28 protein-coding genes are annotated in these 26,165 nt (G+C 72.1%); 12 read left to right on the forward strand and 16 right to left on the reverse strand.

The genetic code is table 11. From position 1 onward, the window contains the following. The first annotated feature begins 196 nt into the window (after nt 1-196). Nucleotides 197-1,015, forward strand: coding sequence for a polysaccharide deacetylase family protein (locus ACIPEP_RS01745; protein ID WP_071296566.1), 819 nt, complete (start codon nt 197-199; stop codon nt 1,013-1,015). Here ACIPEP_RS01745 and ACIPEP_RS01750 read toward each other — a convergent pair. After that, a complete protein-coding gene (locus tag ACIPEP_RS01750) occupies nt 1,007-1,909 on the reverse strand; it encodes an aminoglycoside phosphotransferase family protein (RefSeq protein ID WP_402716302.1) in 903 nt (300 codons plus the stop codon). The genes ACIPEP_RS01745 and ACIPEP_RS01750 overlap by 9 nt on opposite strands. Before the next feature lie 22 nt (nt 1,910-1,931). Here ACIPEP_RS01750 and ACIPEP_RS01755 point away from each other — a divergent pair, with 22 nt between their 5' ends. Then, nucleotides 1,932-2,300 (forward strand): nuclear transport factor 2 family protein, encoded by a 369-nt coding sequence (locus ACIPEP_RS01755; protein ID WP_070417224.1) that lies wholly within the window; start codon nt 1,932-1,934, stop codon nt 2,298-2,300. A gap of 82 nt (nt 2,301-2,382) precedes the next feature. On the opposite strand, the gene ACIPEP_RS01760 is transcribed toward ACIPEP_RS01755, so the two are convergent. The 7 genes from ACIPEP_RS01760 to ACIPEP_RS01790 all read right to left on the reverse strand — a co-directional run bounded on the left by ACIPEP_RS01760 (nt 2,383) and on the right by ACIPEP_RS01790 (nt 6,754). Further along, nucleotides 2,383-3,033 (reverse strand): DNA alkylation repair protein, encoded by a 651-nt coding sequence (locus ACIPEP_RS01760; RefSeq protein ID WP_402716303.1) that lies wholly within the window; start codon nt 3,031-3,033, stop codon nt 2,383-2,385. After that, nucleotides 3,030-3,833: a sulfite exporter TauE/SafE family protein gene (locus tag ACIPEP_RS01765; protein ID WP_402716304.1), complete on the reverse strand. Its 804-nt coding sequence runs from the start codon at nt 3,831-3,833 to the stop codon at nt 3,030-3,032. The genes ACIPEP_RS01760 and ACIPEP_RS01765 overlap by 4 nt, the downstream gene beginning before the upstream one ends. A gap of 38 nt (nt 3,834-3,871) precedes the next feature. Then, nucleotides 3,872-4,273, reverse strand: a complete 402-nt coding sequence (locus tag ACIPEP_RS01770) for a sigma factor-like helix-turn-helix DNA-binding protein (RefSeq protein WP_070419286.1) — start codon at nt 4,271-4,273, stop codon at nt 3,872-3,874. Beyond that, the gene (locus tag ACIPEP_RS01775; RefSeq protein WP_092388151.1) at nt 4,270-4,479 is read right to left on the reverse strand and encodes a ribonuclease PH; all 210 of its coding nucleotides are present in this window, start codon (nt 4,477-4,479) and stop codon (nt 4,270-4,272) included. Before ACIPEP_RS01775 ends, ACIPEP_RS01770 begins: the two co-directional genes overlap by 4 nt. 63 nt (nt 4,480-4,542) lie before the next feature. After that, a complete protein-coding gene (locus ACIPEP_RS01780; RefSeq protein WP_071303330.1) occupies nt 4,543-5,739 on the reverse strand; it encodes a peptidoglycan DD-metalloendopeptidase family protein in 1,197 nt (398 codons plus the stop codon). A 152-nt stretch (nt 5,740-5,891) separates the two neighbouring features. After that, on the reverse strand, nt 5,892-6,368 hold the full coding sequence (locus tag ACIPEP_RS01785; RefSeq protein ID WP_070417228.1) for an SRPBCC domain-containing protein: 477 nt from the start codon (nt 6,366-6,368) through the stop codon (nt 5,892-5,894). Further along, complete coding sequence (locus ACIPEP_RS01790; RefSeq protein WP_071303328.1) at nt 6,365-6,754, reverse strand: helix-turn-helix transcriptional regulator; 390 nt, start codon at nt 6,752-6,754, stop codon at nt 6,365-6,367. Before ACIPEP_RS01790 ends, ACIPEP_RS01785 begins: the two co-directional genes overlap by 4 nt. Nucleotides 6,755-6,843: 89 nt before the next feature. Between ACIPEP_RS01790 and ACIPEP_RS01795 the strand changes: the two genes are divergently transcribed. Beyond that, nucleotides 6,844-8,736, forward strand: coding sequence for a gamma-glutamyltransferase family protein (locus ACIPEP_RS01795; protein ID WP_402716305.1), 1,893 nt, complete (start codon nt 6,844-6,846; stop codon nt 8,734-8,736). A 19-nt stretch (nt 8,737-8,755) separates the two neighbouring features. On the opposite strand, the gene ACIPEP_RS01800 is transcribed toward ACIPEP_RS01795, so the two are convergent. Next, the gene (locus ACIPEP_RS01800) at nt 8,756-9,799 is read right to left on the reverse strand and encodes an NAD(P)-dependent alcohol dehydrogenase (protein ID WP_402716306.1); all 1,044 of its coding nucleotides are present in this window, start codon (nt 9,797-9,799) and stop codon (nt 8,756-8,758) included. A gap of 274 nt (nt 9,800-10,073) precedes the next feature. Between ACIPEP_RS01800 and ACIPEP_RS01805 the strand changes: the two genes are divergently transcribed. The 3 genes from ACIPEP_RS01805 (at nt 10,074) to ACIPEP_RS01815 (ending at nt 12,425) form a co-directional block, all read left to right on the forward strand. Next, nucleotides 10,074-10,514, forward strand: coding sequence for an OsmC family peroxiredoxin (locus ACIPEP_RS01805; protein WP_071303323.1), 441 nt, complete (start codon nt 10,074-10,076; stop codon nt 10,512-10,514). Between the two features lie 95 nt (nt 10,515-10,609). Further along, nucleotides 10,610-10,867: a hypothetical protein gene (locus tag ACIPEP_RS01810; RefSeq protein ID WP_402716307.1), complete on the forward strand. Its 258-nt coding sequence runs from the start codon at nt 10,610-10,612 to the stop codon at nt 10,865-10,867. Nucleotides 10,868-10,919: 52 nt separating this feature from the next. Next, on the forward strand, nt 10,920-12,425 hold the full coding sequence (locus tag ACIPEP_RS01815) for a threonine/serine exporter ThrE family protein (protein WP_071296545.1): 1,506 nt from the start codon (nt 10,920-10,922) through the stop codon (nt 12,423-12,425). Between the two features lie 149 nt (nt 12,426-12,574). Here ACIPEP_RS01815 and ACIPEP_RS01820 read toward each other — a convergent pair whose 3' ends face one another. Continuing rightward, on the reverse strand, nt 12,575-13,249 hold the full coding sequence (locus tag ACIPEP_RS01820) for a TetR/AcrR family transcriptional regulator (protein WP_071296544.1): 675 nt from the start codon (nt 13,247-13,249) through the stop codon (nt 12,575-12,577). Between the two features lie 168 nt (nt 13,250-13,417). Here ACIPEP_RS01820 and ACIPEP_RS01825 point away from each other — a divergent pair, with 168 nt between their 5' ends. Further along, nucleotides 13,418-13,741: a hypothetical protein gene (locus tag ACIPEP_RS01825; RefSeq protein WP_402716308.1), complete on the forward strand. Its 324-nt coding sequence runs from the start codon at nt 13,418-13,420 to the stop codon at nt 13,739-13,741. Nucleotides 13,742-13,822: 81 nt separating this feature from the next. Here ACIPEP_RS01825 and ACIPEP_RS01830 read toward each other — a convergent pair whose 3' ends face one another. Continuing rightward, a complete protein-coding gene (locus tag ACIPEP_RS01830; RefSeq protein ID WP_402716309.1) occupies nt 13,823-14,734 on the reverse strand; it encodes an SDR family oxidoreductase in 912 nt (303 codons plus the stop codon). Nucleotides 14,735-14,928: 194 nt separating this feature from the next. Between ACIPEP_RS01830 and ACIPEP_RS01835 the strand changes: the two genes are divergently transcribed. Beyond that, on the forward strand, nt 14,929-15,747 hold the full coding sequence (locus tag ACIPEP_RS01835; protein WP_402716310.1) for a hypothetical protein: 819 nt from the start codon (nt 14,929-14,931) through the stop codon (nt 15,745-15,747). A 10-nt stretch (nt 15,748-15,757) separates the two neighbouring features. Here the strand turns inward: ACIPEP_RS01835 and ACIPEP_RS01840 are convergent, their stop codons facing one another. Together ACIPEP_RS01840 and ACIPEP_RS01845 are read right to left on the reverse strand one after the other, a co-directional pair. Then, nucleotides 15,758-16,540 carry an endonuclease/exonuclease/phosphatase family protein gene (locus ACIPEP_RS01840; RefSeq protein WP_402716311.1) on the reverse strand — a complete coding sequence of 261 codons (783 nt, stop codon included), beginning with the start codon at nt 16,538-16,540 and terminating at the stop codon, nt 15,758-15,760. 25 nt (nt 16,541-16,565) lie between these two features. Then, nucleotides 16,566-17,126, reverse strand: coding sequence for a sigma-70 family RNA polymerase sigma factor (locus ACIPEP_RS01845; protein ID WP_092388127.1), 561 nt, complete (start codon nt 17,124-17,126; stop codon nt 16,566-16,568). Between the two features lie 48 nt (nt 17,127-17,174). Between ACIPEP_RS01845 and ACIPEP_RS01850 the strand changes: the two genes are divergently transcribed. Then, a complete protein-coding gene (locus ACIPEP_RS01850; RefSeq protein WP_402716312.1) occupies nt 17,175-17,816 on the forward strand; it encodes a TetR/AcrR family transcriptional regulator in 642 nt (213 codons plus the stop codon). Here the strand turns inward: ACIPEP_RS01850 and ACIPEP_RS01855 are convergent. Then, nucleotides 17,809-19,344, reverse strand: coding sequence for an LCP family protein (locus ACIPEP_RS01855; protein WP_092388121.1), 1,536 nt, complete (start codon nt 19,342-19,344; stop codon nt 17,809-17,811). The two genes, ACIPEP_RS01850 and ACIPEP_RS01855, sit on opposite strands and share 8 nt — an antisense overlap. 138 nt (nt 19,345-19,482) lie before the next feature. After that, nucleotides 19,483-20,829, reverse strand: coding sequence for an MFS transporter (locus ACIPEP_RS01860; RefSeq protein ID WP_083295113.1), 1,347 nt, complete (start codon nt 20,827-20,829; stop codon nt 19,483-19,485). A 60-nt stretch (nt 20,830-20,889) separates the two neighbouring features. Here ACIPEP_RS01860 and ACIPEP_RS01865 point away from each other — a divergent pair, with 60 nt between their 5' ends. The 3 genes from ACIPEP_RS01865 to ACIPEP_RS01875 are packed head-to-tail and all read left to right on the forward strand — an operon-like array spanning nt 20,890 to nt 25,439. Further along, nucleotides 20,890-23,184: an FAD-dependent oxidoreductase gene (locus ACIPEP_RS01865; protein ID WP_402716313.1), complete on the forward strand. Its 2,295-nt coding sequence runs from the start codon at nt 20,890-20,892 to the stop codon at nt 23,182-23,184. 45 nt (nt 23,185-23,229) lie between these two features. Continuing rightward, entirely contained in the window at nt 23,230-24,636 is a 1,407-nt protein-coding gene (locus ACIPEP_RS01870) for a hypothetical protein (RefSeq protein ID WP_402716314.1), read from the forward strand. Between the two features lie 26 nt (nt 24,637-24,662). Continuing rightward, nucleotides 24,663-25,439, forward strand: a complete 777-nt coding sequence (locus ACIPEP_RS01875; protein ID WP_070417242.1) for an IclR family transcriptional regulator — start codon at nt 24,663-24,665, stop codon at nt 25,437-25,439. 75 nt (nt 25,440-25,514) lie between these two features. Here the strand turns inward: ACIPEP_RS01875 and ACIPEP_RS01880 are convergent, their stop codons facing one another. Next, on the reverse strand, nt 25,515-26,165 hold the full coding sequence (locus ACIPEP_RS01880; protein WP_402716315.1) for a GntR family transcriptional regulator: 651 nt from the start codon (nt 26,163-26,165) through the stop codon (nt 25,515-25,517).

A 26,165-nucleotide genomic window follows, 5' to 3' on the forward strand; every position in this document is an offset into this window, starting at 1 on the left:
CCGCCCGCGGCGACCCCGGGTCCCGCGTCAGCCGCCTGCCGGAGGTGCGCATCGGAACGACGTCTGCGCGCCGTGCACCGTGCGCACTCGTCGTCGCCGTGCGCAGTCCCGTGCTCGCGCCCGGTGGCCGACCGGCCAACCGGATCGTCCCGCCAGCCGATGCGCCCGACCGGCCGGTCGACCGAAGCTGGTGCCGATGGACCACCGCACCACCCGCCGCTCCCTGCTCGCCGGAGCGGGCGCCCTGCTCGCCGCCGGGGCGCTCTCCGCCTGCTCGCCGACCGGACCACGACGGGAGGCCGTCGCGACGCACCCACCGACCCCGACGCGTTCCCCGACGCCGACGCCCACTCCGACGCCGACACCGACGTGGGTGCAGCCGACGATCTCGAGGACGCCGCTCCCGGCGGGCACCGTGACCGGACTACCGGCGGGGACGCCCGGGATCGCGTGGACCGTCGACGACGGAGCGTCCTCCGACGTCGTCGGTGCCTACGCCCGCTTCGCCGCCGCGACCGGCACCCGGTTGACGTTCTTCGTGAACGGGGCGCGGCCCTCCTGGACGGAGCACGCCGACGCGCTCCGGCCCCTCGTCGAGTCGGGGCAGGTGCAGATCGGCAACCACACCTGGGACCACCCGGCGCTGACGAAGCTCGGCGACCAGGCCGTCGAGGACGAACTCACGCGCAACCACGAGTTCATCGAGCGCACGTTCGGCGTCGACGCGCGCCCGTACTTCCGGCCGCCGTTCGGGTACCACGACGCCCGGGTCGACGCGGTGGCCGCACGCGTCGGCTACACCACGCCGTTGCTCTGGTACGGCACCCTCGCGGACTCCGGCGACATCGGTGCCGGGCAGATCGTCGGGTTCGCGGACCAGTGGTTCACGCCGGGCCGGATCGTGATCGGGCACGCGAACTTCCCGGGGACGATCGACGCGCTCCCCCGGCTGGGCGCGCTCGTCCGGCAGCGTCGGCTCGGGACGTACACGTTGGACGACGTGTTCTCACGCTGAGGTGTGGACCGGATCGGCGAGGACCGCCCGCAGCACCGCCTCGTGCTCACTCCGGTCCCCCGGCCCGGCGCTCCCCGCGAGCATGATGAGCGCCTTCCAGAGCGCCCAGCCCCGAGCACGCGCCCACGTGTCGCCGTCGAGACCCACCGCGTCACGGAAGTCCCGGCGGGCATCGCCGTCGAGGAACGTCCACGCGAGGACGAGGTCGCACGCCGGGTCGCCGACGCCGCACGTGCCGAAGTCGATCACCGCGGAGAGCCGGCCGTCCGCGCCGACGAGCAGGTTGCCCGGGGCGACGTCACCGTGGAACCACACGGCGGGCCCGTCCCAGACCGAGGCGGTTGCAGCGTCCCAGACCGCATCGCAGGCACGGCGGTCGACGGCGTCCCCGAGCGCGTCGAGCGCCGCGACCACCTCGGCCGCGTAGTGCGACGGGTGCGCTCCCCGGTGGAACGAGTGCGCCCCGGCGACCGGCCCGTCCCCAGCCGGCACGGCCCGGAGCTGCCGGAGCACCGCGCCGACGTCGGCGGCGAGGACCCGTCGGTCGAGGTCCGTCGCCCGGAGCGCGACCGTGCCGTCGATCCAGCGCCGGACCGACCACGGGAACGGGTACCCGTCAGCCGGGACACCGAGGCCGACCGGCTCCGGCACCGGGACGTCGAGCCGAGACGCGAGGTACGGCAGCACCCGCTGCTCCTTCTCGACCGCCGCCACGTACCCGGCGGCGCTCGGCAGCCGGACCGCGAGCTCGCCGCCGAGCCGGTAGGTGCGGTTGTCCCACCCCTGCGGATCGACCTCGCGCACGGGCAGCCCGGACCACTGCGGGAACTGCGCGGCCACGAGCCGTTCCACGAGTGCGGGATCGATGCGGGGTCGGGGCACCTCGGTGTGCATGCCCCCAGGCTAGGCTCCGGGCATGGCCACCGTGTCCGAGCTGCTGACCGCGAACCTCCACGACGTCTTCGGGAACCGCGACGCCGCCTCCCGCCGTGCCGCGATCGAGCGGACGTACTCCCCCGACGTGACCTTCACCGACCCGGAGGGCACCGCCGTCGGCTGGGACGCCCTCGAGCAGAAGGCCGCCGAACTCCTCGAGACCGTGCCCGGCGCCTTCCAGTTCGTCGAGGAGGGGCGTCGCTACGTGTCGGAGACGCACGGCGCACTCGCGTGGGGCTTCGGCCCGGTCGGGGCGCCCGCCGTGCGCGGGATCGACGTCGTCGAGGTCCGCGACGGTGTCGTCGTGTCGCTCACGACGTTCTTCGCGGAGCCCACCGAGTCCGACTGAGGACACTCGCCGCGTCCGACTGAGGGCACTCGCCGCGTCCGACGGACGGCCGGCGGTCGCCTCAGCCGCGCAACCGGTCGCGTCAGCCGCGCAACCGGTCGCGTTCGGCAGTCGGCAGGTGCTCCGTCGCCGTCGACCGCGCCGCTGGGCTGAGGAACCGCCCCTGCCGCTCGAGGAACGCCACGAGCGCGTCCTCCGACGCCCGCTTGCCGGTCTCGCGCAGCACCCACCCGAGTGCCGACTGCACCGTGTCGCTCCGCTCCCGCACGAGTCGCCCCGCGATGGCGAGCGGCACCTCGGCGTCGCCCTGCTTCACGAACGCCAGGGTCGCGACCAGAGCGATCCGCCGGACCATCGCCACGTCGGACTTCACGAGCGCGAACAGCGGTCCGGTCGAGCCGCCGACGAGCGGGGCGCCCACGAGCTCCTCCGCCCCGAGGTCGACCAGCACCGTGTCGTCGAAGCGCTCCGCCTTCGCCGCCGACAGGTACTCGTCGGTCAGCTCCGGGTCCGGGTGCTCCCGCATCGCCTGCACCATCAGGAGGACCGCGACGAGCCGTGCCCCCGCGTCCTCGCTCCAGAGCAGCGCGGACCGCTCGCCCTCGTCGAGGTCGGCGAACTGCCGCGCGACGCGTCGCGCCGCCGGCACGTCACCGGTCGTCCGTGCGAACGCCGCGAGCACGGCCTCCGCATCCGCCGGGTTCCGTCCACCACCGGCCTGGAGGCGCGTCACGCGACCTCCCCGTCCGTCGCCTCGTTCCGCGGCACGGCCCGGCGCCCACGGCGCAGGACGATCACCGCGACCACCACGAGGAACGCGGCGAAGAGCCAGGTGCCCACCTGCGGATCGACGAGGCGGGCGATCCACGCGCCTCCTGGAGAGCAGATCGCGGCCGTGATGCCGATCGTGAGGCCGACGCGCAGCTCCACCGCACGGCGGCGGAGGTTCGCCACCGTGCCGGAGACCGACGTCGGCACCATCGTGAGCAGCGAGGTGCCCTTCGCCAGCAGGTCGCCCGCGCCGAGGACGACCTCGAGCCCCGGCACGATGACGACCCCGCCACCCACCCCGACGAGCCCCGACAGCACGCCCGAGAGCAGCCCGAGCAGCAGGAGCACGATCGCCTCGACGACCCCGAAGTGCACGTCGCCGCCACGCGTCGGCACCGTCGTGAACAGGGAGACGAGCACAACCGCGATGAACCCGACGAAGATCCACGGCAGGACCCGCAGCGGGAGCGCACGGAGGAGCCGCGCACCGATCGGGGCCCCGACGACGCTGCCGACCGCCAGGGTCAGGGCCGCGAACCAGTGCACCTCGCCCTGCACGGCGTAGGTGATCGCACCGACGACGGCCGCGGGGGCGATCGCCACGAGGGACGTCGCCGATGCCCGACGTTGGTCGAGGTGGAGGAACGCCATCAGTGCCGGCACGACGATGACCCCACCGCCGACGCCGAACAGGCCGGAGAGCACCCCCGCGACCACCCCGATCGCCACCAACACGAGCACCCGGCCGCCGCGCTTCTCCATCCCGACAACCCTACGGCGCTGGAGGAACGGCTCGGCCGTCAGGAGGCGACCGCCACCGCAGAGTCGTCCTCGTGCACCAGCTGGTGCACGCGCTGGTACGAGACGCCGAGCACGACCGCGATGTCGCGCAAGGTCATCCCGTCACCCTGCAACGCCACGGCGATCGCCCGGCGGAGGGAGAGCGCACGCGCTTCCTTGGCTTCGGCCTCTGCCCGGAGCGCGGTCGCTTCTTCGAGGGATCGGGCGAGGGCCGGCTCGAGCTCAGCGCGGATGACGACCACGACGTCCGTCTGGTCGACGTCCGCCACGAACGCGATCGCCTCGCGCTGCGCTGCGGCGGCGAGGTCGAGTCGCTTGACCTGCGAGATGGCGCCCGGATGCTGGTCGTTCTGCACGACCCACCAACCGCCGTCTCGGTGCGCGTGTGACGTGTAGGTCATCGCCACCACCCCTTTCCGAGCTCCTGCTCGAACTGCTTGAAGAACGCTCGCGCAGTGCCGTCTGCGATCTCGGTGTGCCGCCCGATCGTGCTCCGAGTACTCCCGACGATCACACCCGTGTGGTTGGTCAACTCGACCTCACGATGATCCAGGCCTGCTCTGCGCGCGGCGATCTTGATTCGTTTGAGGACCGCCTGACGCTTCACAGCATATGTCTAACGCCCTTGACGCATCAAGTCAAGCGCGTTAGACGACACCAGCGGCTTGCGTCAGCGGAAGTGCAGCAGCGTCAACGGATCGAAGAGCGACCCCGCCCGCCGCGTCTCCACGTGCACGTGCGGCCCCGTCGACTGCCCGGTGTTCCCGGACCGCCCGATCTCGCTGCGCACGGACACGATCTGCCCCTGCTTGACCTCGATCTTGCTGAGGTGCGCCGTGAGCACGGTGACGTTCCCGTAGGTCACGACGATGTAGTTGCCGTACGAGGCGTTGTTCGCGACGGTGCTCGTCACGGTGCCGGTCCCGGAGGCGTACACGGGCGTGCCCACCGCGACCGGGGCATCGGCACCCTGGTGGTAGCGCGGGACGTGTCCGGCCCCGCGATCGTCGCCGTAGCGCCCGGAGATCTTCGTGCTCGCGACCGGCCACATCATGCCGGTGACGGGCTTCGTCGACCACACCCGGGTGTCCTTGCCGCCGTAGAGCACGACGTTGCCGTCCACCTGCACCATGAGCGTGCCGGCGCCGGCCGTTCCGGTCCGCGAGTTCCAGAGCGTGACCTTCTTCTGGGCGGCGTCGCGGCCGACGACGGCGAAGTTGCCGTCCTTGCGCAGCTCGGCCCACGCGCCCTTGTGGCCGGCGGTGCCGGACTGCCAGACGACCTTGCGGTTCACGGTCTGCACGAGGTTGCCGTCGGCCTGCATGGAGAGGCGACGGGCACCGCTGGTGTCGGAGCTGAGCACGGTGCCGGAGTAGATCGAGTTGCCGGCGGGGACGGTGCCCTGCTGGCTCGTCCAGTTCACGATCGCGGTCTTGCCGGAGTAGAGCCCCATCGTGCCGTCGGCGCGGACGGCGAACGACGTGGACTGCGCGGTGCCGGCCGAGGCCCAGCGGACGATCCGCTTCCCGCCCCGCAGCAGGTCGACGGCCCGGTTGCGGCCGATCGTCACGATCGCGCCGGGCTGGTTCGAGGTGTTCGATGCCCAGAGCACCTGGTTCCCGACGCCGTACTCGACGAGGTTGCCGTCGCCCTGCAGGATCAGCCGGAACTGCCCGTTCGGCGAGGTCACCGAATCGCCGGGCTGGAGCGTCGTGCCGGCCGGGACGGAGCCCTTGTGGACGACGGCGGCGGACGCCGGTTCGGCGATCCCGACGACACCGCCGGCGACGACGGCGATGGCCACGACCGCGGCGGCGAGTCGAGGGAGTCGGCGTGCGTGCGCGACGGAGGACGGTGTGCTGGTCATGGAACCCCTGATCTGGAACCGGCCGAGCCCCTGCGCGGCCGTTCGGCGACGTGCTCTCGACACGCCGCCGAACGATGGTCACCTTTTCGTGACGAGTCCACAACCCCGTTGCCCGGACCGGACAACCCCAGTTCCGGGGGCAACGGCCGTCGTCACGGGGCCTGGAGGAACTCCTTCGGCGACCCCAGCAGCGCCTCGAGCTTGTGGAACGACTGCGTCCAACCGGCGATGTTCATGTCGCGCATGACCTCGGGGAAGGGGCCCTGGGTGAGCGTGACGATCGTGCCGTCGCCGTCCTCGGCGAACTCGAGCGTGAGGGACAGCGGCGTCCCGTCCTCGATCCCGGGGATCCCCTGGGCGGTCGAGGTGCCGACGATGATCCGGTTCTCCTCGATCTGCTCGAGCACCGAGGTCACGGGCGACGTCCACTCGGGGTTGTCGTTGCTCACCATCGTCAGGTTCCACGCCCCGCCGGCCCGGGCGTCCACCTCGACGGTGGCTGCCGGGACGTGGAAGCCGAGCGGCCCGAACCACAGCGCGAGCAGGGTGGGGTCGACGAAGGCGCGGTAGACGTCCGCGACGGGGTACGCGAACCGGTGCGTGGCGTGGGCGGTGAACTGTTCGGTCATGACTGCTCCTGGTGGTCGACGGACGTGACGGTCGGTGCGGTGGACGCGCCACCCACCGGGGCGGGCGGTCGCTGGGAGGCGAGCAGCGCCTCCAGGCTGTCGAACCGGCGGTCCCAGTCGGGCCGCAACCGGCCCACCCAGGTGCCGAGCTCGTCGACGGCTTCCTGCCGGAGGCGGCACGTGCGCCAGGTGCCGTGCCGTTCGCGGGTGATGAGGCCGGCGCGTTCGAGGATGCCGAGGTGCCGGGAGATCGCCGGCGCACTGACGTCGAACGGTGCCGAGAGGTCGGTGACGGTGGCTTCGCCCCTGCCGAGTCGTTCGACGATGCGGCGACGGATGGGGTCGGCGAGCGCCGACAGGACGGCGTCGGTGCGATCGGTCTCCATCGTCGCCTCCTCGGTGAACGGTGCAGTTAATTAACCGCTGGGTTCAGTATGAACACACGCCGACATCGGCGCAAGGGGAAGATGGGAGCATGCCGAACCCCGCGTTCACGCCGCCCACCGCACACCCCACCCGCCCGGACATCCGCGGCACGTTCGGCACGGCGGCGGCCACGCACTGGATCGCGACCGCCACGGCGCAGTCCGTCCTCGAGCGCGGCGGGAACGCCTTCGACGCAGCGGTCGCGGGGGCGTTCGTCCTGCAGGTCGTCGAACCGCACCTGAACGGCCCCGGAGGCGACCTCACCGCGGTGTTCGCCACCGCCACGGACCGGACGCCGACGGTGCTCGTCGGGCAGGGTCCGGCCCCGGCCGGCGCGACGCCGGAGCACTACCGCGCCGAGGGCCTCGACCTCGTCCCCGGTTCCGGTGCCCTCGCCGCAACCGTCCCCGGCGCCGTCGACGCCTGGCTCCTGCTGCTCCGCGACCACGGCACGTGGGAACTCGCGGACGTGCTCGCACCGGCGGTCGGCTACGCACGCGACGGCCACCCCGTCACGCCCGCGGTGGTCCGGACGATCACCGCCGTGCGGGACCTGTTCCGGCAGCACTGGCCCACCTCCGCAGCGCAGTGGCTGCCAGGAGGCGCGGTGCCCGTCCCCGGGGAACTGGTGCGCAACGAGGCGCTCGCCTCGGTGTTCGAGCGGCTCGTCGCCGCCGGTGCCGACGCCGACACCCGGACCGCCCGCATCGACGCCGCCCGCGGCGAGTGGGCCGAGGGCTTCGTCGCCGAGGCGATCGACCGGTTCGTCCGCGAACCGCACCGGCACGCGTCCGGGACCGACCACGCCGGGGTGATCCGGGCGTCGGACCTCGCCGCGTTCCGGGCGTCCTACGAACCCGCGACGACGGCGGAGTTCCGCGGCTGCACGATCGCGAAGACCGGCCCGTGGGGTCAGGGCCCGGCGCTCCTGCAGACCCTCCGGCTGCTCGAACCGCTCGACGACGCCCGGCTCGACCCCTCGACCGAGCTCGGCGCGCACACGATCGCCGAGGCCCTGAAGCTCGCGCTGGCCGACCGGGAGGCGTTCTACGGCGACGGTGACGTCCCCCTCGACGTGCTGCTCTCGGACGCGTACACCGACGCGCGCCGGGCACTGATCGGCGAGCGTGCGTCGGCCGAACTGCGTCCGGGGACGGTCGACGGGGTCGTGCACGCCATGCCGCCGGTCCGGACGTCGTACGCGACCGGTGCCGCGGCGGGGCTCGGCGAACCGACCGTGCAGGTCGCTCGGGACCGCGCACCCGGCGCAGCTGCCGCACCCGCCGCGCCTGCTGCTCCCGCCGCTCCCGTCGAGGACCGCGGCGAGCCGTTCGTCGCCCCGGACGGCGAGACCCGCGGCGACACCTGCCACATCGACGTCGTCGACCGCTGGGGCAACATCGTCAGCGCGACCCCGTCCGGCGGCTGGCTGCAGTCGTCCCCGACGATCCCCGAGCTCGGCTTCTGCCTCGGCACCCGGTTGCAGATGACCTGGCTCGAACCGGGCACGGCGTCGACGCTGCGCCCCGGCGAGCGCCCGCGCACCACACTCACCCCGACGCTGGTGCTCCGCGACGGCGAACCCGTCGCCGCGCTCGGCTCACCCGGCGGTGACCAGCAGGACCAGTGGCAGCTGCTGTTCCTGCTGCGGTGGATCGTCGGCGGGTACTCCCCGCAGCAGGCGATCGACGCCCCCGCGCTGCACACGACGTCGTTCCCGGGGTCGTTCTGGCCGCGCACGTGGGAGCCGGCGGGGCTCGTGGTCGAGGACCGCCTCGGGGACGACGTGATCGCCGGCCTCGAGGCCCGCGGGCACGTCGTCACCCGGGCGGGCGACTGGGCGCTCGGTCGACTGTCCTGCGTGACGCGGGACCCCGCGACCGGCGTGCTCGGCGCTGCGGCGAACTCGCGGGGCGCGCAGGGCTACGCCGCCGGACGCTGACCGCCCCGAGGTGAGTGGGTCAGAGCGTCGGAACGACCACCGCGCGGCCCGAGAGCTCGCCGGCCTCGAGCTTCCGGTACGCCTCGAGCGCGTCGGACAGGGCGTAGCGCTCGACATCGGGGACGATCTGCCCCGCCCGGTACATCGCGACGACCTCGTGCAGGTCCTCGATGGTGCCCCAGTACGTGTTCGTGATGGTCGACTCGTACGGCGTCCGGAAGAAGTTCCACTCGGTGGTGCCACCGGCGATCCCGACGACGGTGAACCGGCCGCCGATGGCCATGGACGCCTGGGCGACCGAGATCGTCGGCGTCGCCCCGACGAAGTCGAACGCGGCGTCCACCCCGCGGCCGCCGGTGATCTCGCGGATCGCAGCGGCCTGGTCCGGGCCGCCCGGCACGGTGATCGCCCCGCGGGCAGCAGCGCGGTCCATGGCGTCCTGCTTCATGTCCGTCGCGATGACGGTCGCACCGGTGAGCGCCGTGAGGATCTGCACGGCGATCTGCCCGAGGCCGCCGAGTCCGACGACGAGCGCGTACTTGCCGCCGCCGGCCAGGTTCGGCAGGGAGTTCTTGATCGCGTGGTACGGCGTGAGGGCCGCGTCGCTGAGCGGTGCGGCGGCGACCGGGTCGGCGTCGCCGAGCGGCACGAGGTTGCGCGCCGGCACGGTGACGTACTCCGCCATGCCGCCGTCGCGCCCGAGGCCGATGCCCATGTACGGGTTCGTGGCGGCGTTCTCGCAGTAGGTGTCCTGCCCCTTCGAGCAGTACGAGCAGTGCCCGCAGCCGACCGGGCCGTAGACGAGGTAGGCGTCGCCCACCGTGAAGCCGGAGACGCCGTCGCCGAGCTCCTCGACCCAACCGGAGTTCTCGTGCCCGAGGACGAACGGGGGCTGCTGCGCGCCCGGCTGCCCCGCCTGGAACTCGCGGTAGACGGCGACGTCCGAATGGCACGCACCGGCACCGGCGACCTTGAGGAGCACCTCCCCCGGACCCGGGGTTGGCTTCGGGACGTCCGTGAGGGACGGGAACGTCTGGAACTGTTCGAACACGACGGCGCGCATGGTGGGTCTCCTTTGAACGCCCTCCAGATTACACCCGTCGTTCAGGGCGACACGTGTTGCGCATCCGGCCGGACCGCCGCACGACCGGCGAAGAGCCCGTGGTCGAAGCGGGCACCGCCAAGACGCGGTCGGCTGACCACACTGTCCCCCATGCGCCCGATCGTCGGGCAGACCTGCGTCTTCCCCGAGAGCCGATGCGAGAACGGTCGTTCTCTGATTGACTCGGCGTCGGCGGTCCCGATCGGGACCGATCCCCCACACGAAAGGAGCGGCCATGCCCACGCGCACCGCACGCACTGCTTGGAACGGCGGCCTCGAGGACGGCACCGGCCAGGTCGAGCTCTCCAGCTCGAAGGTCGGCACGTACGACGTCTCGTTCCCGAAGCGCGCCGCCGAGGACGCCGACGGCACCACCAGCCCCGAGGAGCTCATCGCCGCCGCGCACTCCGCGTGCTACGCCATGCAGTTCTCCGCCGTCCTCGGTGAGGCCGGCGGCACGGTCGAGGCCCTCGACGTCAAGGCCGACGTCTCGCTCGGCCCGGACAGCGCGGGCGGGTTCAAGCTCACCGGCATCGTCCTCACCGTGAACGGCGAGGTCTCCGGCATCGACGAGGCGGCCTTCCTCAAGGCCGCCGAGGACGCCAAGGCCACCTGCCCCGTCAGCAAGGCACTCACCGGCGTCGACATCACGCTGCACGCGACGTTCGAGCAGTAGGCGAGCAACGCAGGAGCCGTCACCTGATGACGGACTGGAGGCGCGGGGGCGGCGGGCACCGCGCCTCCCGTCCGTCACCACGTACGCTGGCCGACGTGATCCGACGTCTCTTCGCCACCCCGACCGGCATCGCGTTCTGGGCGGGGCTCATCGCCGTGGTCGCGGGACTCGTGGTCGCGGCCTCCGCGCCGCCGGCCGCGTTCGGGTGGTTCGCGTACGCCCCGCTGTCGGACTACGCCTTCGTCGCGGGGACCAGCTCGTGGCAGGGGGTCGTCGGGCAGCTGCTCGTCGTCGTGGGCGCCGTGGTCTCCGCGTTCGCCGCCGGTCGGCTGAGCGTCCGTCGCCCGCGCTGAGGCGTTCAGCGCGCGTCCGGACTCGGCGGAGCGCGCCTGGCACGATGGCGTGATGGCCGAGCAGTCCCTCCCCGGAGCCAGACCCGGGCGTCCACCACGGCCACGCGTCCGGAGCCTCGCGCAGCACGACATCCGCGACGCCCGGGCACGCCTCCGCGGCACCATCTACGAAGAGGTCGTCCCCGACACCCGACCGCTCGAGCAGTACTCGCCGGTGCAGATCGTGGACTTCTGCCTCGACCTCGCCGAGGTGATGCTCGCGTCCGGTGCGGACACCCGCAGCGTCGAGACGGCCGTCGTGGCGGTGTCGACGAAGTGGAACCTGGCGCCGCTCGACCTCGACTTCTCCGGCAGCTCGGTGACGATCCAGTACGCACCGGCCGACCACCCGCCGCTCGTGAAGGTCCGCACGGTGCAGTCGGACGGATCCGACCTCGACCGCCTGGCGCGGGCGAACCAGATCGTCGACGACCTCGTCCACGACGAGCGCGACATGACCTCTGCCGTGAGCGCCCTGGTCGCGGTGCTCCGGCTCCCGCCGCGCTGGCCGCGGTGGACGGCCGACGTGGGGCTGTCGATCCTCGGCATCTCGATCGCGATGCAGGCCGGCGGCGGTTGGCGTGCCGGACTCGGTGCCTTCGTGCTCATGCTCGGGATCATCGTCTCGGGCCGGTGGCTGACCGGCCGGGGCTTCCCGCAGTTCTTCGTCTCCGGTGCGCAGGGTGCGGTGGCGTCGGCGATCGGCACCCTCGCGATCTGGGCGGGTGTGCTGCACCCGGGGCAGGCGGCGACGATGGTGGCCGCGCTCGTGGTGCTCCTGCTCCCGCACCCGTCGCTCGTCACCTGGGCGCAGGACGCGATATCGGGGTTCCGGGCGATGGCAGTGGCCCGGGCGTTCTACATCGGGCTCGTCATCGCCGCGATCGTGGTCGGGGTGCCCGCGGGCATCGCCGTGACGAAGTGGCTCCGGATCGAGGTCGACCCGTCCGGCATCGTCACGCAGACGCTGCCGCTGTGGGCGTCACTGCTGCTCACGGTGGTGTCGGCCGCGGCGAACTGCTTCGTGCAGCAGGCCAGCGCGCGGGTGATCCCGGTCGCGGTGGTCTTCTCGGTCGCCGCCGGTGCCGCGCTGCGGGGCCTCCGGGAGCTCGGCATCCCGTTGCTCGGCGCGACGTTCCTCGCCGCCGTGCTGCTGGGCGTCCTCGCGACGATCGCGGCCGCGCGGATGCGGACGGCGGTGGCGGCGATCTCCGTGCCGGCGTTCTGCGGCGCCCTGCTGCCCGGTGTCGCGGTGTCGAACGCGCTGCTCAACTTCATGTCCGGATCGTCGAGTGCCGCGCTGGACTTCGTCGCGGCGGTCTCGGTCGCGCTGGCGATCGGGGCGGGGCTGGTCCTCGGCGGCCTCGTGGCGACGCCGGGGGCACGGCGGGCGCTCCGGCGGTCCCGGCGGGTGGTCGTGCACTCGGTGCACAACGACACGACGGCGATCAAGGTCATCCGCGACTCGGGCTACGACCCCGGCAACGGCTCGGTGCCGCGGGGGCCGCGCCCGCGCTGACGGGCGCCGCCGCGCTGGCCGGCCGGTCGGTCGGTCGGTCGGCGACTTCACGGGCTGAGCGACATCTCACGGGCCGCGACGCGCGTGAAGTGTCGCCCAGCCCGTGAGAACGCGCACCGCCGCGTGACGCCGAGCACCGCGGCGCGGCGTCAGAGCTCCCAGCCGCCGTCGCTCCACGTCGAGAGCCGCCGGGCCGCCTGCGGCTCGTACCGCTCCATCCAGCCCCGCTCGAGCCGCGCGACGGCCCGGTCGAACGCCGGCACGAGGTCGAGGTCCGACCGCAGCAACGCCTGCAACTGGAGTCCCTCGTACAGCGCGATGAGCTGCTCGGCCCCTCGGCGCGGGTCCATCGTGTGCGGTGCCCGACCGACCGCGATGTCGTGCTCGAGGCCGCGCTTGATCTGCGCGTAGAAGAGCTGGTAGCGCGACCGGAGGTACGACGCCATGGGGTGCGCCGGGTTGCCCGCGACCGAGAGCAGCGCCACGAGGAGCCGCATGAGCGCCGGGTCCTCGGCGTTCGACGCGACGATCCCGCGCAGGAGCTGGACGGTCGAGCCGTCCCCGACCTCGCGCGCGACCTCGTCCATGCGGCCGCCGTTCCACCGGTCGACGGCGGCGAGCACGAGTCCGTCCCACGAGGGGAAGTGCTGCCGGAGCTCCTCGACGGTGATCCCCAGTCGTTGGGCGACGAGTCCCGCATCGGCCTCGTGGAAGGGCACGTCCCGCAGCAGGTCGACGGTCGCCCCCACGATCGTGATCCGCAGGTGCAGGGTCGCGGCCGCGGCGGCTGCCGCCTGCGTGTCCGCGCTGGTGTGTTCGAGCATCGTGCCCTCCGTCGGTCCCCGGACGTCCTGTCCGCGTCGCCCCTGGGGGCAGGTCCATCCAAACGGAGATCGGGGGACACCAGAATCCCCGGTCCGGGTGTCGGCATGTCGGGGGACAAGCGACGCGGTTCGCAGCGCGTTCGCGGTCATCCGTGTGACGATGCCGTCATGACCCCGAACGACCCCACCGCGCAGGGACTGGCGACCATGGCCTCGGCCGGCTTCGAGTTCGGCGGCGACCCGGATCAGGTCGCCCACGACGTCCGGACCATGTGGGAGCAACTCGGGCGGCCGACCGGTGCGTTCGACGCCGCAGCCCGGGCGATCGCCGCGCTCCCGCAGCGCCCCGAGGTCCCGATCGCCGACCAGGCCCGGCGCCGCGCGTTCGAACGGGCCGTCGGCATCAACCCGGTCGAGGTCGAGCTGGCCGCGGCGTTGTCCGCGCGCGAACTGCTCGAGCGCCTGGCGCGCACCTGCGCCGCGCCCTGCTGACGACCGATTGACGGACTGACGGAAGGACGGGAGGGACGGTGCCAGCTGGCACCGTCCCTCCCGTCCGTCGCCGGGTCGCGACTACGGCGTCGGCATGCCCCCGTCGACGTGGAGCGTCTCACCCACGACGTACGACGACTCGCCGCTCGCCAGGAACACGTACGCCGGCGCGAGCTCGGCCGGCTGCCCCCAGCGGCCGAGGTAGGTCTGCTCACCGGCGGACGGCAGGGCCTCCGGCGGCTGACCACCGGCGGGCTGGAGCGGGGTCCAGATCGGCCCCGGTGCGACGGCGTTCACGCGGATGCCCTTCGGCGCGAGCTGCGCGGCGAGGCCCTTCGCGAGGTTGTTCACGGTCGACTTCGTCGCCGCGTAGTGCACCAGGTGCGGTGACGGCGCGTACGCCTGGATCGAGGTCGTGTTGATGATGGTCGATCCCGGCTGCAGGTGCGGCACGGCCGCCTTCGTGATCCGGAACGTCGCGTAGACGTTGGTCTTGAACGTCTCGTCGAACTCCTCGTCCGAGATGTCCTCGATCGAGGACACGTTCTGCTGCTTGCCCGCGTTGTTCACGAGGATGTCGAGCCCGCCGAGCTGCTCGACGGCGTCCGCCACGAGCTGCTCGCAGGTCGCGAGCGAGGTGATGTCACCGGGCAGGGCGACGGCCTTGCGACCGGCGGCCTCGACGAGGGCGATGATCCGGTCGGCGTCCTCCTGCTCCTCGGGGAGGTACGAGATCGCGATGTCGGCACCCTCTCGTGCGTAGGCGATCGCGACGGCGGCCCCGATGCCCGAGTCACCGCCGGTGATGAGCGCCTTGCGGCCGGTGAGTCGACCGGAGCCGCGGTAGGTGTCCTCGCCGTGGTCGGCCGGGACGTTCTCCGCCATCTCCTCGTCGGTGCCGGCACCCTCGAGGTACTGCTCGTCGGGCTTCTTGTCGGCGTACATCTTCGTCGGGTCCTGCATGCTGTACTGGTCGATCTGCTGGTCCGTCATGCCGCCGACGGTACGCACGCGGTGCCCCCGCACCGTCCAGGAGGCTGTCCCCCGTTCGGCCGACAGGCTCCCGTCGGTGGGGCCCGCCGAGGGCTCGTGACGCGTCACCGACGAATGTCACGGTCCGGTGACGACCAGGCCCCGATTCGGTAACACCCGTCGTCCAGACGGGTCGGGCGTCGTACCGTCGAGTGGTGACCTTCCGGACCGTGCTGGCGTTGAGCGCCGCCGTGCTCGCCTTCTCGGCCGGCACGGTCGCCGTCGACGGCACGGTCGGGACCGGGGTCGCAGCGACCCCGGCGAGCGCGGCCGAGCTCGGTCCGGACCCGGTGCACCACGAGCCCGTCCGGGTCACGAACGCGAAGCTCAAGCGGGTCGACTCGATCGAGCTCGACGCCGAATCGCTCGTGTTCCGGCGCGGCGACAAGACCGTGACCGAGGCGTCGATGCGCGACTCCCGCACGACGGTCAGCCTGCTGAACCGCCTGCTCGGCACCGCGTCGCGCACGCAGACGGCCGAGGGGGACGGCGGCGCGTGCTTCCCCGCCGGGACGACCTACACGTGGGGCGGGGCGGTCCGCGTGGCTGCCCTGACGTCCCCGGCCGCTGCCGGCAACGCGGTGGAGATCCGCATCCTGCGCGAGACGGTGCGGTCCCGCTTCGGCGGCGACGTCGAACTGACCGGACCCGACGGTGTCCAGGTGGGCGACGACATCCGCACGGCGATCCGGGACGCCTCGAAGTCCGACCGGATGTCGTTCGGCTCCGCGGACGCCCGTGCGTTCCAGCTCCTGCTCGAGCCCGGGTGGGCCCCGCAGCACGACGCCGCGAGCCCGCCCGACAGCCGCGGCACGGGCACCGAGACGGACACGAGCACGCCGTCCGACACGGACACGGACACGGAGTCCGCTGCCGCCGACCTCGGGACGAACGGCGTCTCCGCCCTGACCGACGACACCACGGTCACGGTGCTCGGGTCGCCGATGCCGGTGCACGCCAAGCGCACCTGCTGACCGGCCCCGGTCAGACCCGCAGCGTCGCCACCACCGGGAAGTGATCGCTCGCGAACCACGTCTCCGGGCCGTCGTGGTCGATGACGACCCGGTCGACGCCGACGATCCCCCGGGTGAACACCCAGTCGATGCGCTCCCCGGAGTCGACCGGCGGCTGCCAGTCGTTGAAGGTCGCCGTCCGGTCCGCCGGGTCGCCACCGACCAGCCAGGCGTCCTCGAACCCGGCCTCGACGAGCACCCGCGACGCAGGTCCCGCTCCGGCCGGCTCGTTGCAGTCCCCCGCCACGATGACCGGGCCGTCCGCCGTGCTGAGTCGTTCGACGATGAGCGCCGCGCTCCGTGCCCGGACGTCGTCCCCGTGCGGTCCGACCTCGTGGTCGAGGTGCGTCGTCAGGAGCGTGAACGCCTCGCCCTCGGCGTCGAGGAACCGCGCGTGGTTCGCCACTCGGGGGAACAGGCTCCCCCAGGTGTTCGACACGGGCTCGTCCGGGGTGTCCGAGAGCCAGAAGGCGCCCTCGTCGATCGGCCGGAGGCGGCTGCGACGGAAGAAGACGGCCGCGTGCTCACCGGCGGTGCCGCCCTCGCGACCCTGGCCGACGTCGCCGTGGTCGGGTAGACAGGCACGGAGGTCGTCCAGCTGGTGCGCGAAGGCCTCCTGGACGCAGACGAGGTCGGGGTCGTGCCGCCGGACCACGTCGAGCAGTACCGGCAACCGGGCGGGCCAGTCGTGGGCCGGATCCGGGTTCTTGACGTTGTAGGTCATCAGGGTGATCGGACGCGCTGCGTTGCTCACCCGTCGAACCTACCGACGGGCACGCTCAGGGCACCATGACCCGCCGCAGTGCGATGACCCCGTCGCGCGCCCGGGTCTTGGCGGTGCCGACCGGGACCCCGAGCCGCGCGGCGACCTCGGGCCCGGTCATCCCCACCAGGTGCCGGAGGACCACGGCGTCGCGCTGGCGCCCGGGGAGCGCGGCGACGGCGCGGCGGAGCTCGGCACGGTCGAGGACGCTCTCGGCCCGCTCCACGCTCGAGTGGTCCACGAGGTCGGCGTCCCTGGTGCCGATCCGCAGGTCGCGGTCGCGGTCCGCCCGGCTCTTCCGGACCCGGTCGATCGCCCGGCGCTGCGCGATCGTGCGGATCCACGCGATGGCCGAGTGCGCCGGGTCGAACCGGTCGGCGATCTGCCAGATCTCGAGGAAGACGTCCTGCACGACCTCTTCCGCCTGCCACGCATCGACGAGCTGGTGGCGGACGTACCGCTCGACGAGCGGTCGGAAGCGGTCGTGCAGCCGGGTGAAGGCGGCCCGGTCACCGGCGGCCACCGCGAGGAGGAGCATGCGTTCTTCGTCGCGCTTGGCGAGGAGTTCGTCGTTCACGACTTGAATGTCACATACTGCAAATGTACTCGCAAGTACACTCTGAGCATGCGCCCCGAACACACCCCGAAGACCCTTCGACGCACGACGTCGAAAGGACTGGCGACCCGGAGTCGGATCGTCGCCGCCGCGGCCGACCTGATGCTGACGCGCGGCATCTCGGGGACGACGCTCGACGACATCGGCGCCGCCGCCACGGTCGGACGGTCGCAGATGTACCACTACTTCGCCGACAAGCAGGAGCTCGTGCGCGACGTCGTCCGGCAGCAGACCGACGCGATCATCGCGCACCAGGGGCCGGACTACGGCGACCTCACCACGTGGGACGCCTGGCAGCGCTGGCGGGACCGGACGGTCGCCGATGCCGAGGCCGGCGGCTGCGTGGGCGGCTGTCCGCTCGGGTCCCTCGGGACCGAGGTCGCCGAGCGCGACGCCGACACCCGCGACCTCGTCGCCGCCGGCTTCGCCCGCTGGGAGCAGGGGTTCCACGACGGCATCCGCACGATGCGCGAACGCGGGCTGCTCGGACCGGACGCCGACCCCGCCGCGCTGGCGACGACCGTGATGGTGGCGCTGCAGGGCGGGCTGCTCCTGGCGCAGGTCCAGCGGGACGTCCGCCCGCTCGCGATCGGGCTCGACACCGCGATCACGACCATCCGCCGGCACGCGACCGGCTCCGGCGTCAGTTGATGCAGACGCCTGCCTTGCCGTAGCTCTTCACGTCGGTCGACGACGGCTTCGGCTCGGGCGCGGCGGGCTTCGAGGCCGCGGGCTTCGAAGCCGCAGCGCCGGATCCGGTCGAACCGGCATCGGACGATCCGGAGCCGGCAGCGGGGCTCGAGGCGGCACCACCGGCAGCGGCGACCGGGGTCACCGTCTTGCCGTCCGACCCGAGCACCAGCGTCACGCCGGTGACCGCGTTCGTCCGCACCGCGACGGCACCGGGCACGACGGCCGCGACCGCCTTCGCCTGCTTCTCCATGCCGGCCGGGTACTGCACCTGGGTCGTCTTCGTCAGGTCGGAGGACCCGGGTGCACCGACCTGGAAGCCGCGCGCGGTGAGGACGGTCCCGGCGGCGCCCGCCGCACCGGTCACGCCGCTGCCGTTCAGCACGGTGACCGAGGTGCTCGCCGGCTGGGCGCGCCCGGCCTTGCTGTACTCCGCGGGCTCACCGACCAGCCCCTGCACGAACGCGGGCAGCCCCACCTCGTCGACCTGCACGATCGAGAGCGGCGCTCCGTTCACCGTGATCGTCGGAGTGCCGAGCGTCGGGATGGTGGCGGACTGGATGTTGCCTGGTCGCAGGTTCCGCATCTGGGTCGCCAGGTTGACCAGGTCGGTGTCGGTCTGGATCGAGCCGCCGACCGCCTTGAGGATGTTGCCCATCTTGATCGGGTTGAGCAGCGTCCCCGCGGAGAGCACCTTGCGGGCCTCCTGCGAGAGGAAGTACTGCTGCCGGACGTTGCGGTCGAGGTCCCCGTTGGGCAGCCCGTGCCGCTGTCGGACGAAGGACAGCGCCTGCTTCGCGTCGAGGGTGGACTTGCCCTTCGGCAGGTTCACGCCCGAGTACGGGTCGTTGACGGCGTTGTTGAGGCAGACGTCGACCGGCCCGAGCTCCTTGACCACCTGGTAGAAGCCGAGCAGGGAGACGCGCACGTAGTGGTCGATCGTCAGGCCGCTGAGGTTCTGGATCGTCTTGATGAGCAGCTTCGCGCCCCCGGTGTCCCCGCCGCCGTTGAGGGTGCCGAAGTAGAACGCGCTGTTGAGCTTGCCCTTGCCGACTCCCGGGATGTCGACGTACGAGTCACGCGGGAACGAGATCATCGTCGCCTGCGAGCCGTCCTCGTTGATGTGCAGGACGATCATCGTGTCGGTGTTCGTCGCACCGCCGTCCGACTCGGTGCTGAGCTCCGCCATCTCCTCCGGCGTCGCGTTGTCCGGGCGGTGGTCGTCGCCGACCAGCAGGATGTTCTGCGCCTGGCCGTCGACGTCGTCCTTCGTCGCGGTGCTCCCGGTGATCGCGTTGATCTTGGTGACGCCGTTCGACAGCGATCCGTAGGCGTACGCGGCGTAGCCGCCGCCGAGCAGGAGGGCCATGGTGAGCACGCCCGCGACGGCGGGGAGGACCACCCCGCCACGTCGCTTCTGGCGGCCGTGCCGCGGTGGCGTGAAGCCGCGGCGGCCACGACCGGTCGTCTGCTCGGGCTCGTTCGTCACCCGGAAACCATAACCGGCGTGTGTGCCGACAACATCAAACCGTCCTGGCAGGTCGCCGCGATCCCGCCGTGACCCACCGGCGGACGGGAGGCGCGGTGCCAGCCGGCACCGCGCCTCCCGTCCGTGTTCGGTCACGTCTCAGGACGCGAGCTTGCCCTTGTTGGTCTCCCGCGCCCGCAGCACCGTGATCCCGGTGATCGCCGCGGCCGCCATCACGTAGAACGCCGGCGCGAACGTGTTGCCCGTCGCCGTGATCAGCCAGGTGGCGAAGTACGGCGTGATCCCGCCGAAGAGCGCGACGCTGATGTTGTACGCGATGCCCATCGACCCGTAGCGGATCGCGGTCGGGAAGAGCTCGGCCATCGCAGCGCTCACCGCACCGTCGAAGGCCGCCATGAACAGCCCGAGGAGCACCATCGCGCCGGCGGCGGCCCAGAAGTTGCCGGCGTTCATGAGCATGAGCGTCGGGTAGGTGAGCACGAGGAAGCCGCCGCAGCCGGCGAGCATCACGGGCTTCCGGCCGATCTTGTCCGAGAGCAGCCCGAAGAACGGCACGAGTCCGGCGATCACGATGAACCCGATGACGACCACGCCGTACGACACGAGCGGCGAGTAGCCGAGGTCGGCCTGCAGGTACGACGGCATGAACGTCTGCAGGATCCAGTGCCCGACGGCCTTGAGGACGACGAACCCGACGCAGAAGAGCAGTGCCTTCCACCCGGTGCGGAGCGATCGCCGGAGCGGGTTCTTCGCGAGGTCGCCCTTGGCCTTGAGCGCGCGGAACTCCGGGGTGTCCTCGAGCTTCGAGCGGAGGTAGAGCCCGACGAGCCCGAGCGGCAGCGCGATGAGGAACAGCACGCGCCAGCCCCACGACTCGAGGGCGCCGTCGCCCGCGATCGCCGTGAACAGGAAGACCAGGCCGCCACCCACGATGAACGCCGCGAAGCCGAAGACGTCGATGAAGCTCGTGACGAAGCCGCGTCGGTTCGAGGGCGCGGACTCGGCGAGGAGCGTGGTCGCCCCCGCTCCCTCACCACCGGCGGCGAAGCCCTGCACGAGCCGCACCACGACGAGGAGGATCGGCGCCAGCAGCCCGACGCTCTGGTACGTCGGCAGGATGCCCATCACCGCGGTCGCGCCGCTCGTGATGAGGATGACCGTCGCGAGGGTCGTCTTCCGCCCCACCCGGTCGCCGAGCGAACCCCAGAAGAGTCCACCGAGCGGACGCATCACGAACCCGGCACCGAACACGGCGAAGGCCGAGAGCAGCGCGACCTGCGGGTCCCCCTGCTTGAAGAAGTACAGCGAGATGACCGTCGCCAGGGTTCCGTAGAGGCCGAAGTCGAACCACTCCACGAAGTGGCCGACGCCGGCCGCCACGATCACCTTCCGCATGCTCCGGCGGCGGGCGTCGTCGCCGAACACGTCCGGGACGGGGGCGTTGGCGGCGTCGGCGCTGGTGCGCGTCTGGGTTCCGTCGCTCATGGGGAGACCTCACACTTCGTTGTCGAGAGTTGGTTGACGATAGCACTCGTCGGGCACACTTTGCCACACAGTGGGAAAGTATCGCCAGCAAGTGATACCGTCGCCGCCATGCAGTCCCGTGAACAGCACCACGACGTCGTGGTCGTCGGAGGTGGCCTCGCCGGTGTGAGCGCCGCCGTCGCCGCCGCCCGCCTCGGCTCCAGCGTCGCCCTCGTCACCAACCGCCCGGTCCTCGGCGGGAACTCCTCGAGCGAGATCCGCGTGTGGGTCGTCGGCGCCACCGCCCACGGCACGCAGCGGTTCGCCCGCGAGACCGGGATCATGGGCGAGCTGTTCCTCGAGAACCAGTACCGGAACCCGCAGGGCAACGCGATCTACTGGGACCAGGTCGTGCTCGACCTCGTGCGCGCCGAGCCGAACGTCCACCTGCACCTCAACACCGACGTGCGGACCGTGACGACGGTGGACGACGAGACGGGAGCACCGCGCATCGCGTCCGTCACCGGCTGGACGATGGGCTCCGAGATCGAGACGACGTTCACCGCCCCGGTGTTCCTCGACTGCACGGGAGACGGGCTCGTCGGCGCCCTCGCCGGGGCGTCGTACCGGATCGGGCGCGAGGGCCGCGACGAACACGGCGAGGAGTGGGCGCCCGAACGGCCGGACGACGAACTGCTCGGCAGCTCGATCTTCTTCTCCACGCACGACACCGGCCGCCCGGAGAAGTTCGTGCCGCCGTCGATCGCGAAGGACCTCAGCACGACGCCGATCCTGGCGAACCGGGCGATCAAGACCGGGGACAACGGCTGCAACTACTGGTGGATCGAGTGGGGCGGCGAGCTCGACACCGTCACCGAGAACGAACGGATCCGCGACGAGCTGTGGGGCGTCGTCTACGGCATCTGGGACCACATCAAGAACTCCGGCGCATTCGACGCCGACTCGCTCACCCTCGACTGGGTCGGCGCGATCCCGGGCAAGCGGGAGTACCGACGGTTCGTGGGCGACCACACCCTCACCCAGCAGGACCTCCTCTCGCAGCGGACCTTCCCGGACACGGTCGCGTTCGGCGGGTGGTCGATCGACCTGCACCCGGTCGAGGGCGTCTACGCCGAGACGGCCGGGGCGCAGCAGCGGTACACGGACGGCACGTACGACATCCCGTTCCGCTCCCTCTACTCGGCGGACGTCGCCAACCTGCTCTTCGCCGGCCGGAACATCTCCGCGTCGCACGTCGCGTTCGGGTCGACCCGCGTGATGGCCACCTGCGCCACCCAGGGCCAGGCCGCCGGGACCGCCGCGCACCTCGCCGCCCGCCACGGCTTCACGCCGCGCGAGCTCGGCACCGACCACGTCGCGATGCTGCAGCAGACGCTCCTCCGCGAGGACGCGCCGCTCATCGGCGTCCGGGCCCACGACGGGGCGGACCTCGCCGAGCGCGCCCGGATCAGCGCGAGCAGCGAACTCGTCCGGCTCGACACCACCCCGTGGGCGACCGCGGACACCTTCGCGCTCGACCGCGACGCGGCGCTGGTCGTGCCGGTCGACCCCGTGCTCGGTTCCGTCGCGTTCCGGACCGTCGCCGACCACGACACCGACGTCACGATCGAGCTCTGGACCACGGGCCGGCCGCAGAACTACGCCCCGATCGCGCACGTGTCGACGCACACCGCGAGCGTCCCCGCCGGGGCGGGCGAGGCGGCCGTCGACCTCGGGTTCCGGCCGGACGAGCCGTGCAACGCCGTGGTCGTGGTCCGCCGGACCCCCGGCGTGCGCCTGGTCCTCACCGACGGGCACCCGTACGGCGTCCTCGCGCTCCGCGCCCGCACGGCCGACGACGAGCAGTTCGACGACCACATCCCCGAGGAGGCCGACCAGCCGGTCACCGACTGGGAGGCGCGGGCCCTGCGCGGACGCTCCTTCGCGTTCACCGCAGCCGACGCGTCGGACGCGTGGCGCGCCTCCCGGGTCTCCGACGGCTACCAGCGCCCGTTCGGCGGACCGCACCTGTGGTCGTCGGAGCCGGACGACGGCGCGGCGACCCTCACCCTCGACTGGGCGGAGCCCGTCGACGTCCGCGAGGTCCGCATCGTCTGGAACGACGACGTCGACGCCGACCTCATCAACCTGCACCACCACCGCACGCCGTGGGACGCGGTCCCGACCCTGGCCCGCGACTACCGGATCGAGGCGTGCGTCGACGGATCGTGGCAGGGACTCGCGACCGTCACCGACAACCGGCACCGGCACCGCGTGCACGACGTCCCGCCGACGCGGACCGCCTCGCTCCGCGTCGTCGTGACCGCCACGAACGGTTCACCGTTCGCGTCGGCGAGCGCCGTGAAGGTCTACTGACCCACCGCACCACCCGCAGCACCACCACGATCAAGGGAGATCGCCATGCGCCTGCGCGCACTGACCATCGCGACGGCCGTCGCACTGTCGCTCACCACCGTCGGGGTCGTCGGGCCGCCGGCCGTCGCGTCCGGCACCGCGGTCGCCGCCGGCACCGCGAGCATCCAGGCGAACCCGGGGAACCCGACGTCGCCCACCGCCACCGCGCACACGGTGTCGGTCAACGGGGCCGCCGTGCCGGTCAAGGCCGAGTCCGTGAGCGGCACCTCGCACGACGTCGCGATGTTCGCGAAGGGGACGGGCACCGCGACGGTCAGCGTCACGATGCCCGGCCTCGCCGCGTCGGCCACCCCGGTCGTCACGCCCCGGACGCTCGGGATCGCCACGACCCGGGCCGGCGACACTGTGACCTTCACGATCCGCGACGCGCACCCGCTCGTCATCGAGACCCCGGGCGTCCGCGCACTGTTCCTCTTCGTCACGCCGTCGGAGACCGCGGTGCCGTCCGTGTCGGACCCCGACGTGCTGTACTTCGGGCCCGGCGAGCACGACGCCGGCGTGATCCGCCCGGTGTCGGGCCAGACGGTCTACCTCGCGCCGGGTGCCCTCGTGCACGGGCGCATCGACGGCGACGGCGTCACCGGCGTGCACGTGCTCGGGCGCGGGATCCTCGACGCCGGCTCGGACACGTCGCGGACCGACAAGACGATGGCGATCCGCTTCCACGACAGCTCGGACATCACGGTGTCCGGCATCGGCGTCCGCAACGCCCAGTGGTGGCAGACGCTGTACATCCGCTCCTCGGGCATCCACGTGTCCTGGCTGAACCTGATGGGCACGCTCATCAACAACGACGGCATCGACACCGACGGTGTGCAGGACATGACCGTCGAGCACAACTTCGTGATGAGCGGTGACGACGGCTTCGGCTGGCACGCCCTCGACGCGGCCACGAACGGCGAGCCGGAGACCCGTGGGCTGCACGCGACCGACACCACGTTCTGGAACGTCACCGGCGGCAACCCCGTCCGGTTCGGCTCGTCCATGGAGACCGAGGTCTTCACCGACGTCTCCATCACGCAGTCGTACGTCCTCCGCGCGAAGGAGGTCGCCCTGAAGTTCGACGTCCAGGACTGGGCGACGGTCTCCGACGTCACCGTGGACGGGTTCCACGTGGAGTCGCAGCCGGTCGGCGGGCAGGCCATCGTGCTGCAGGTGCTCAAGGGTCAGTACTCGAACGACACCGGGTACCGCGACGAGCGGGGCAGGATCACGGGCATCACGATCCGCGACTTCACCGACGTCACGGCCGACACGGTGACGCTGTCCGGGTGGGACGCGACGCACGGGGTGTCGGACGTCGCCTTCGAGGACGTCGTGCTCGGCGGCGCACCCCTCACCACGGCACAGGTGCGGACGAACCAGTTCGTCAGCGGTGTCACGGTGTCCTGATCGACTCCACGGGACAGAATGGGCGGATGGCCACCACCCCTCCGAACCAGAGCATCGAGCGCGCCGCGGCGGTCCTCGGCGCGCTCGGTGCCGCCGACGGGGCGATGCGCGCCTCCGACATCGCACGGGCGATCGGCCTCGGCACGTCGACGACCGGGCGGCTCCTCGCCACGCTCGAGTCGCTCGAGTACGTGCGACGCGACCCCGAGTCGCAGGGGTACTCCGTCGGCCGGGCCGTCCTCGAGCTCGCCAGCCAGGGGCTCAACCACAACCCCGTCCACCGCGAGAGCCGGGCCGCCGCGCAGGAGCTCGCGCACCGCATCGGCCTCACCGCGAACGTCGGGGTGCAGGACGACGCGGCGTGCATCTACCTCTGCCACTTCGAGGGCTCACTCGCCCCGAAGTCGCACACCATGATCGGCATGCGGCAGCCGCTGCACGCCTCGGCGCTCGGCAAGGCGCTCATGCTCGACCTGTCACAGGCCGAGCGGGAGGCCCTGCTCGGCGCGGACCTCGCGCGCTACACCGACCACACGATCACGTCGCACGACGCGCTGACGGCGGACCTCGAGGCCTCGGCGAAGCGCGGCTGGTGCGTCGAGAACCAAGAGGTCGCGCTCGGACGGTTCTGCATCGCGGCACCGATCCGGAACGCGTCGGGGCGCATCGTCGCGGCGCTGTCGATCTCCGGGCGGGTGACGCAGCTGCGGGACCGCGACACCGCGTCGCTCGCCGAGGACCTCATCGAGGTGGCCGACCGCATCAGCGTCGGCCTCGGCATGATCAGCGCGGTCGCGCACTGACGGACGGGAGGGACGGTGCGGGCCCGCACCGCGCCTCCTGGCCGTCAGGTGGTCGCGTCGGTCGCGCTCGTCGCGTCAGTCGCGCGACGGCAGCAGGTGGATCGCCTCCATGGCGAGCTCGGCGGCGATCGGGTCCTTCACGACCACGGCGGCCTTGAGCTTCTCGAGCTCCGGCAGCACGACCTCGGCCGGCACCAGCTCGGCCAGCTCCGGCACCCGCAGCTTGAACGCGAGCCCGTCCGTCGTCGCCTTGCAGAGCTGCTCGAGCGACGGGTTGCCGCAGTGGTCGGCCCACATCGCGTAGATGTCCGCGCCGTGCTGGGCGACCTCGCCCTGGTGCCGGGCCTCGACCTGCGCCGTGACGTCGTCGAGGGTCTTCACGACCTTCTTGCGCTGCGCGTCCGTGAAGCGCGGCGTCGCGAGGCGTGCGACACCGCCGTAGATCACGCCGAGCGTGCGGTAGGCGTCGAGGAGCTCGTCCTTGGTCGGTGCGGCGACGCGGGTGTACCGGTTCGGCGCCATCTCGATGAGTCCGGCACGGGCGAGCTCGGCGAGGGCTTCACGGATGGGGGTGCGGGAGACACCGAGCCAGGCGATGAGGTCGTCGTCGTTGAGCCGTTCGCCCGGCTCGAGGGTGCCGTCCATGATCGCGTCCCGGATCTTGTCCTGCACGGTGTCACGGAGGAGCTTCCGCTCGGCGGCGGGCTGCGTCGAAGGAACTGGCAT

This window comes from Curtobacterium sp. NPDC087082 (genome assembly GCF_044745045.1).
GTDB lineage: Bacteria > Actinomycetota > Actinomycetes > Actinomycetales > Microbacteriaceae > Curtobacterium.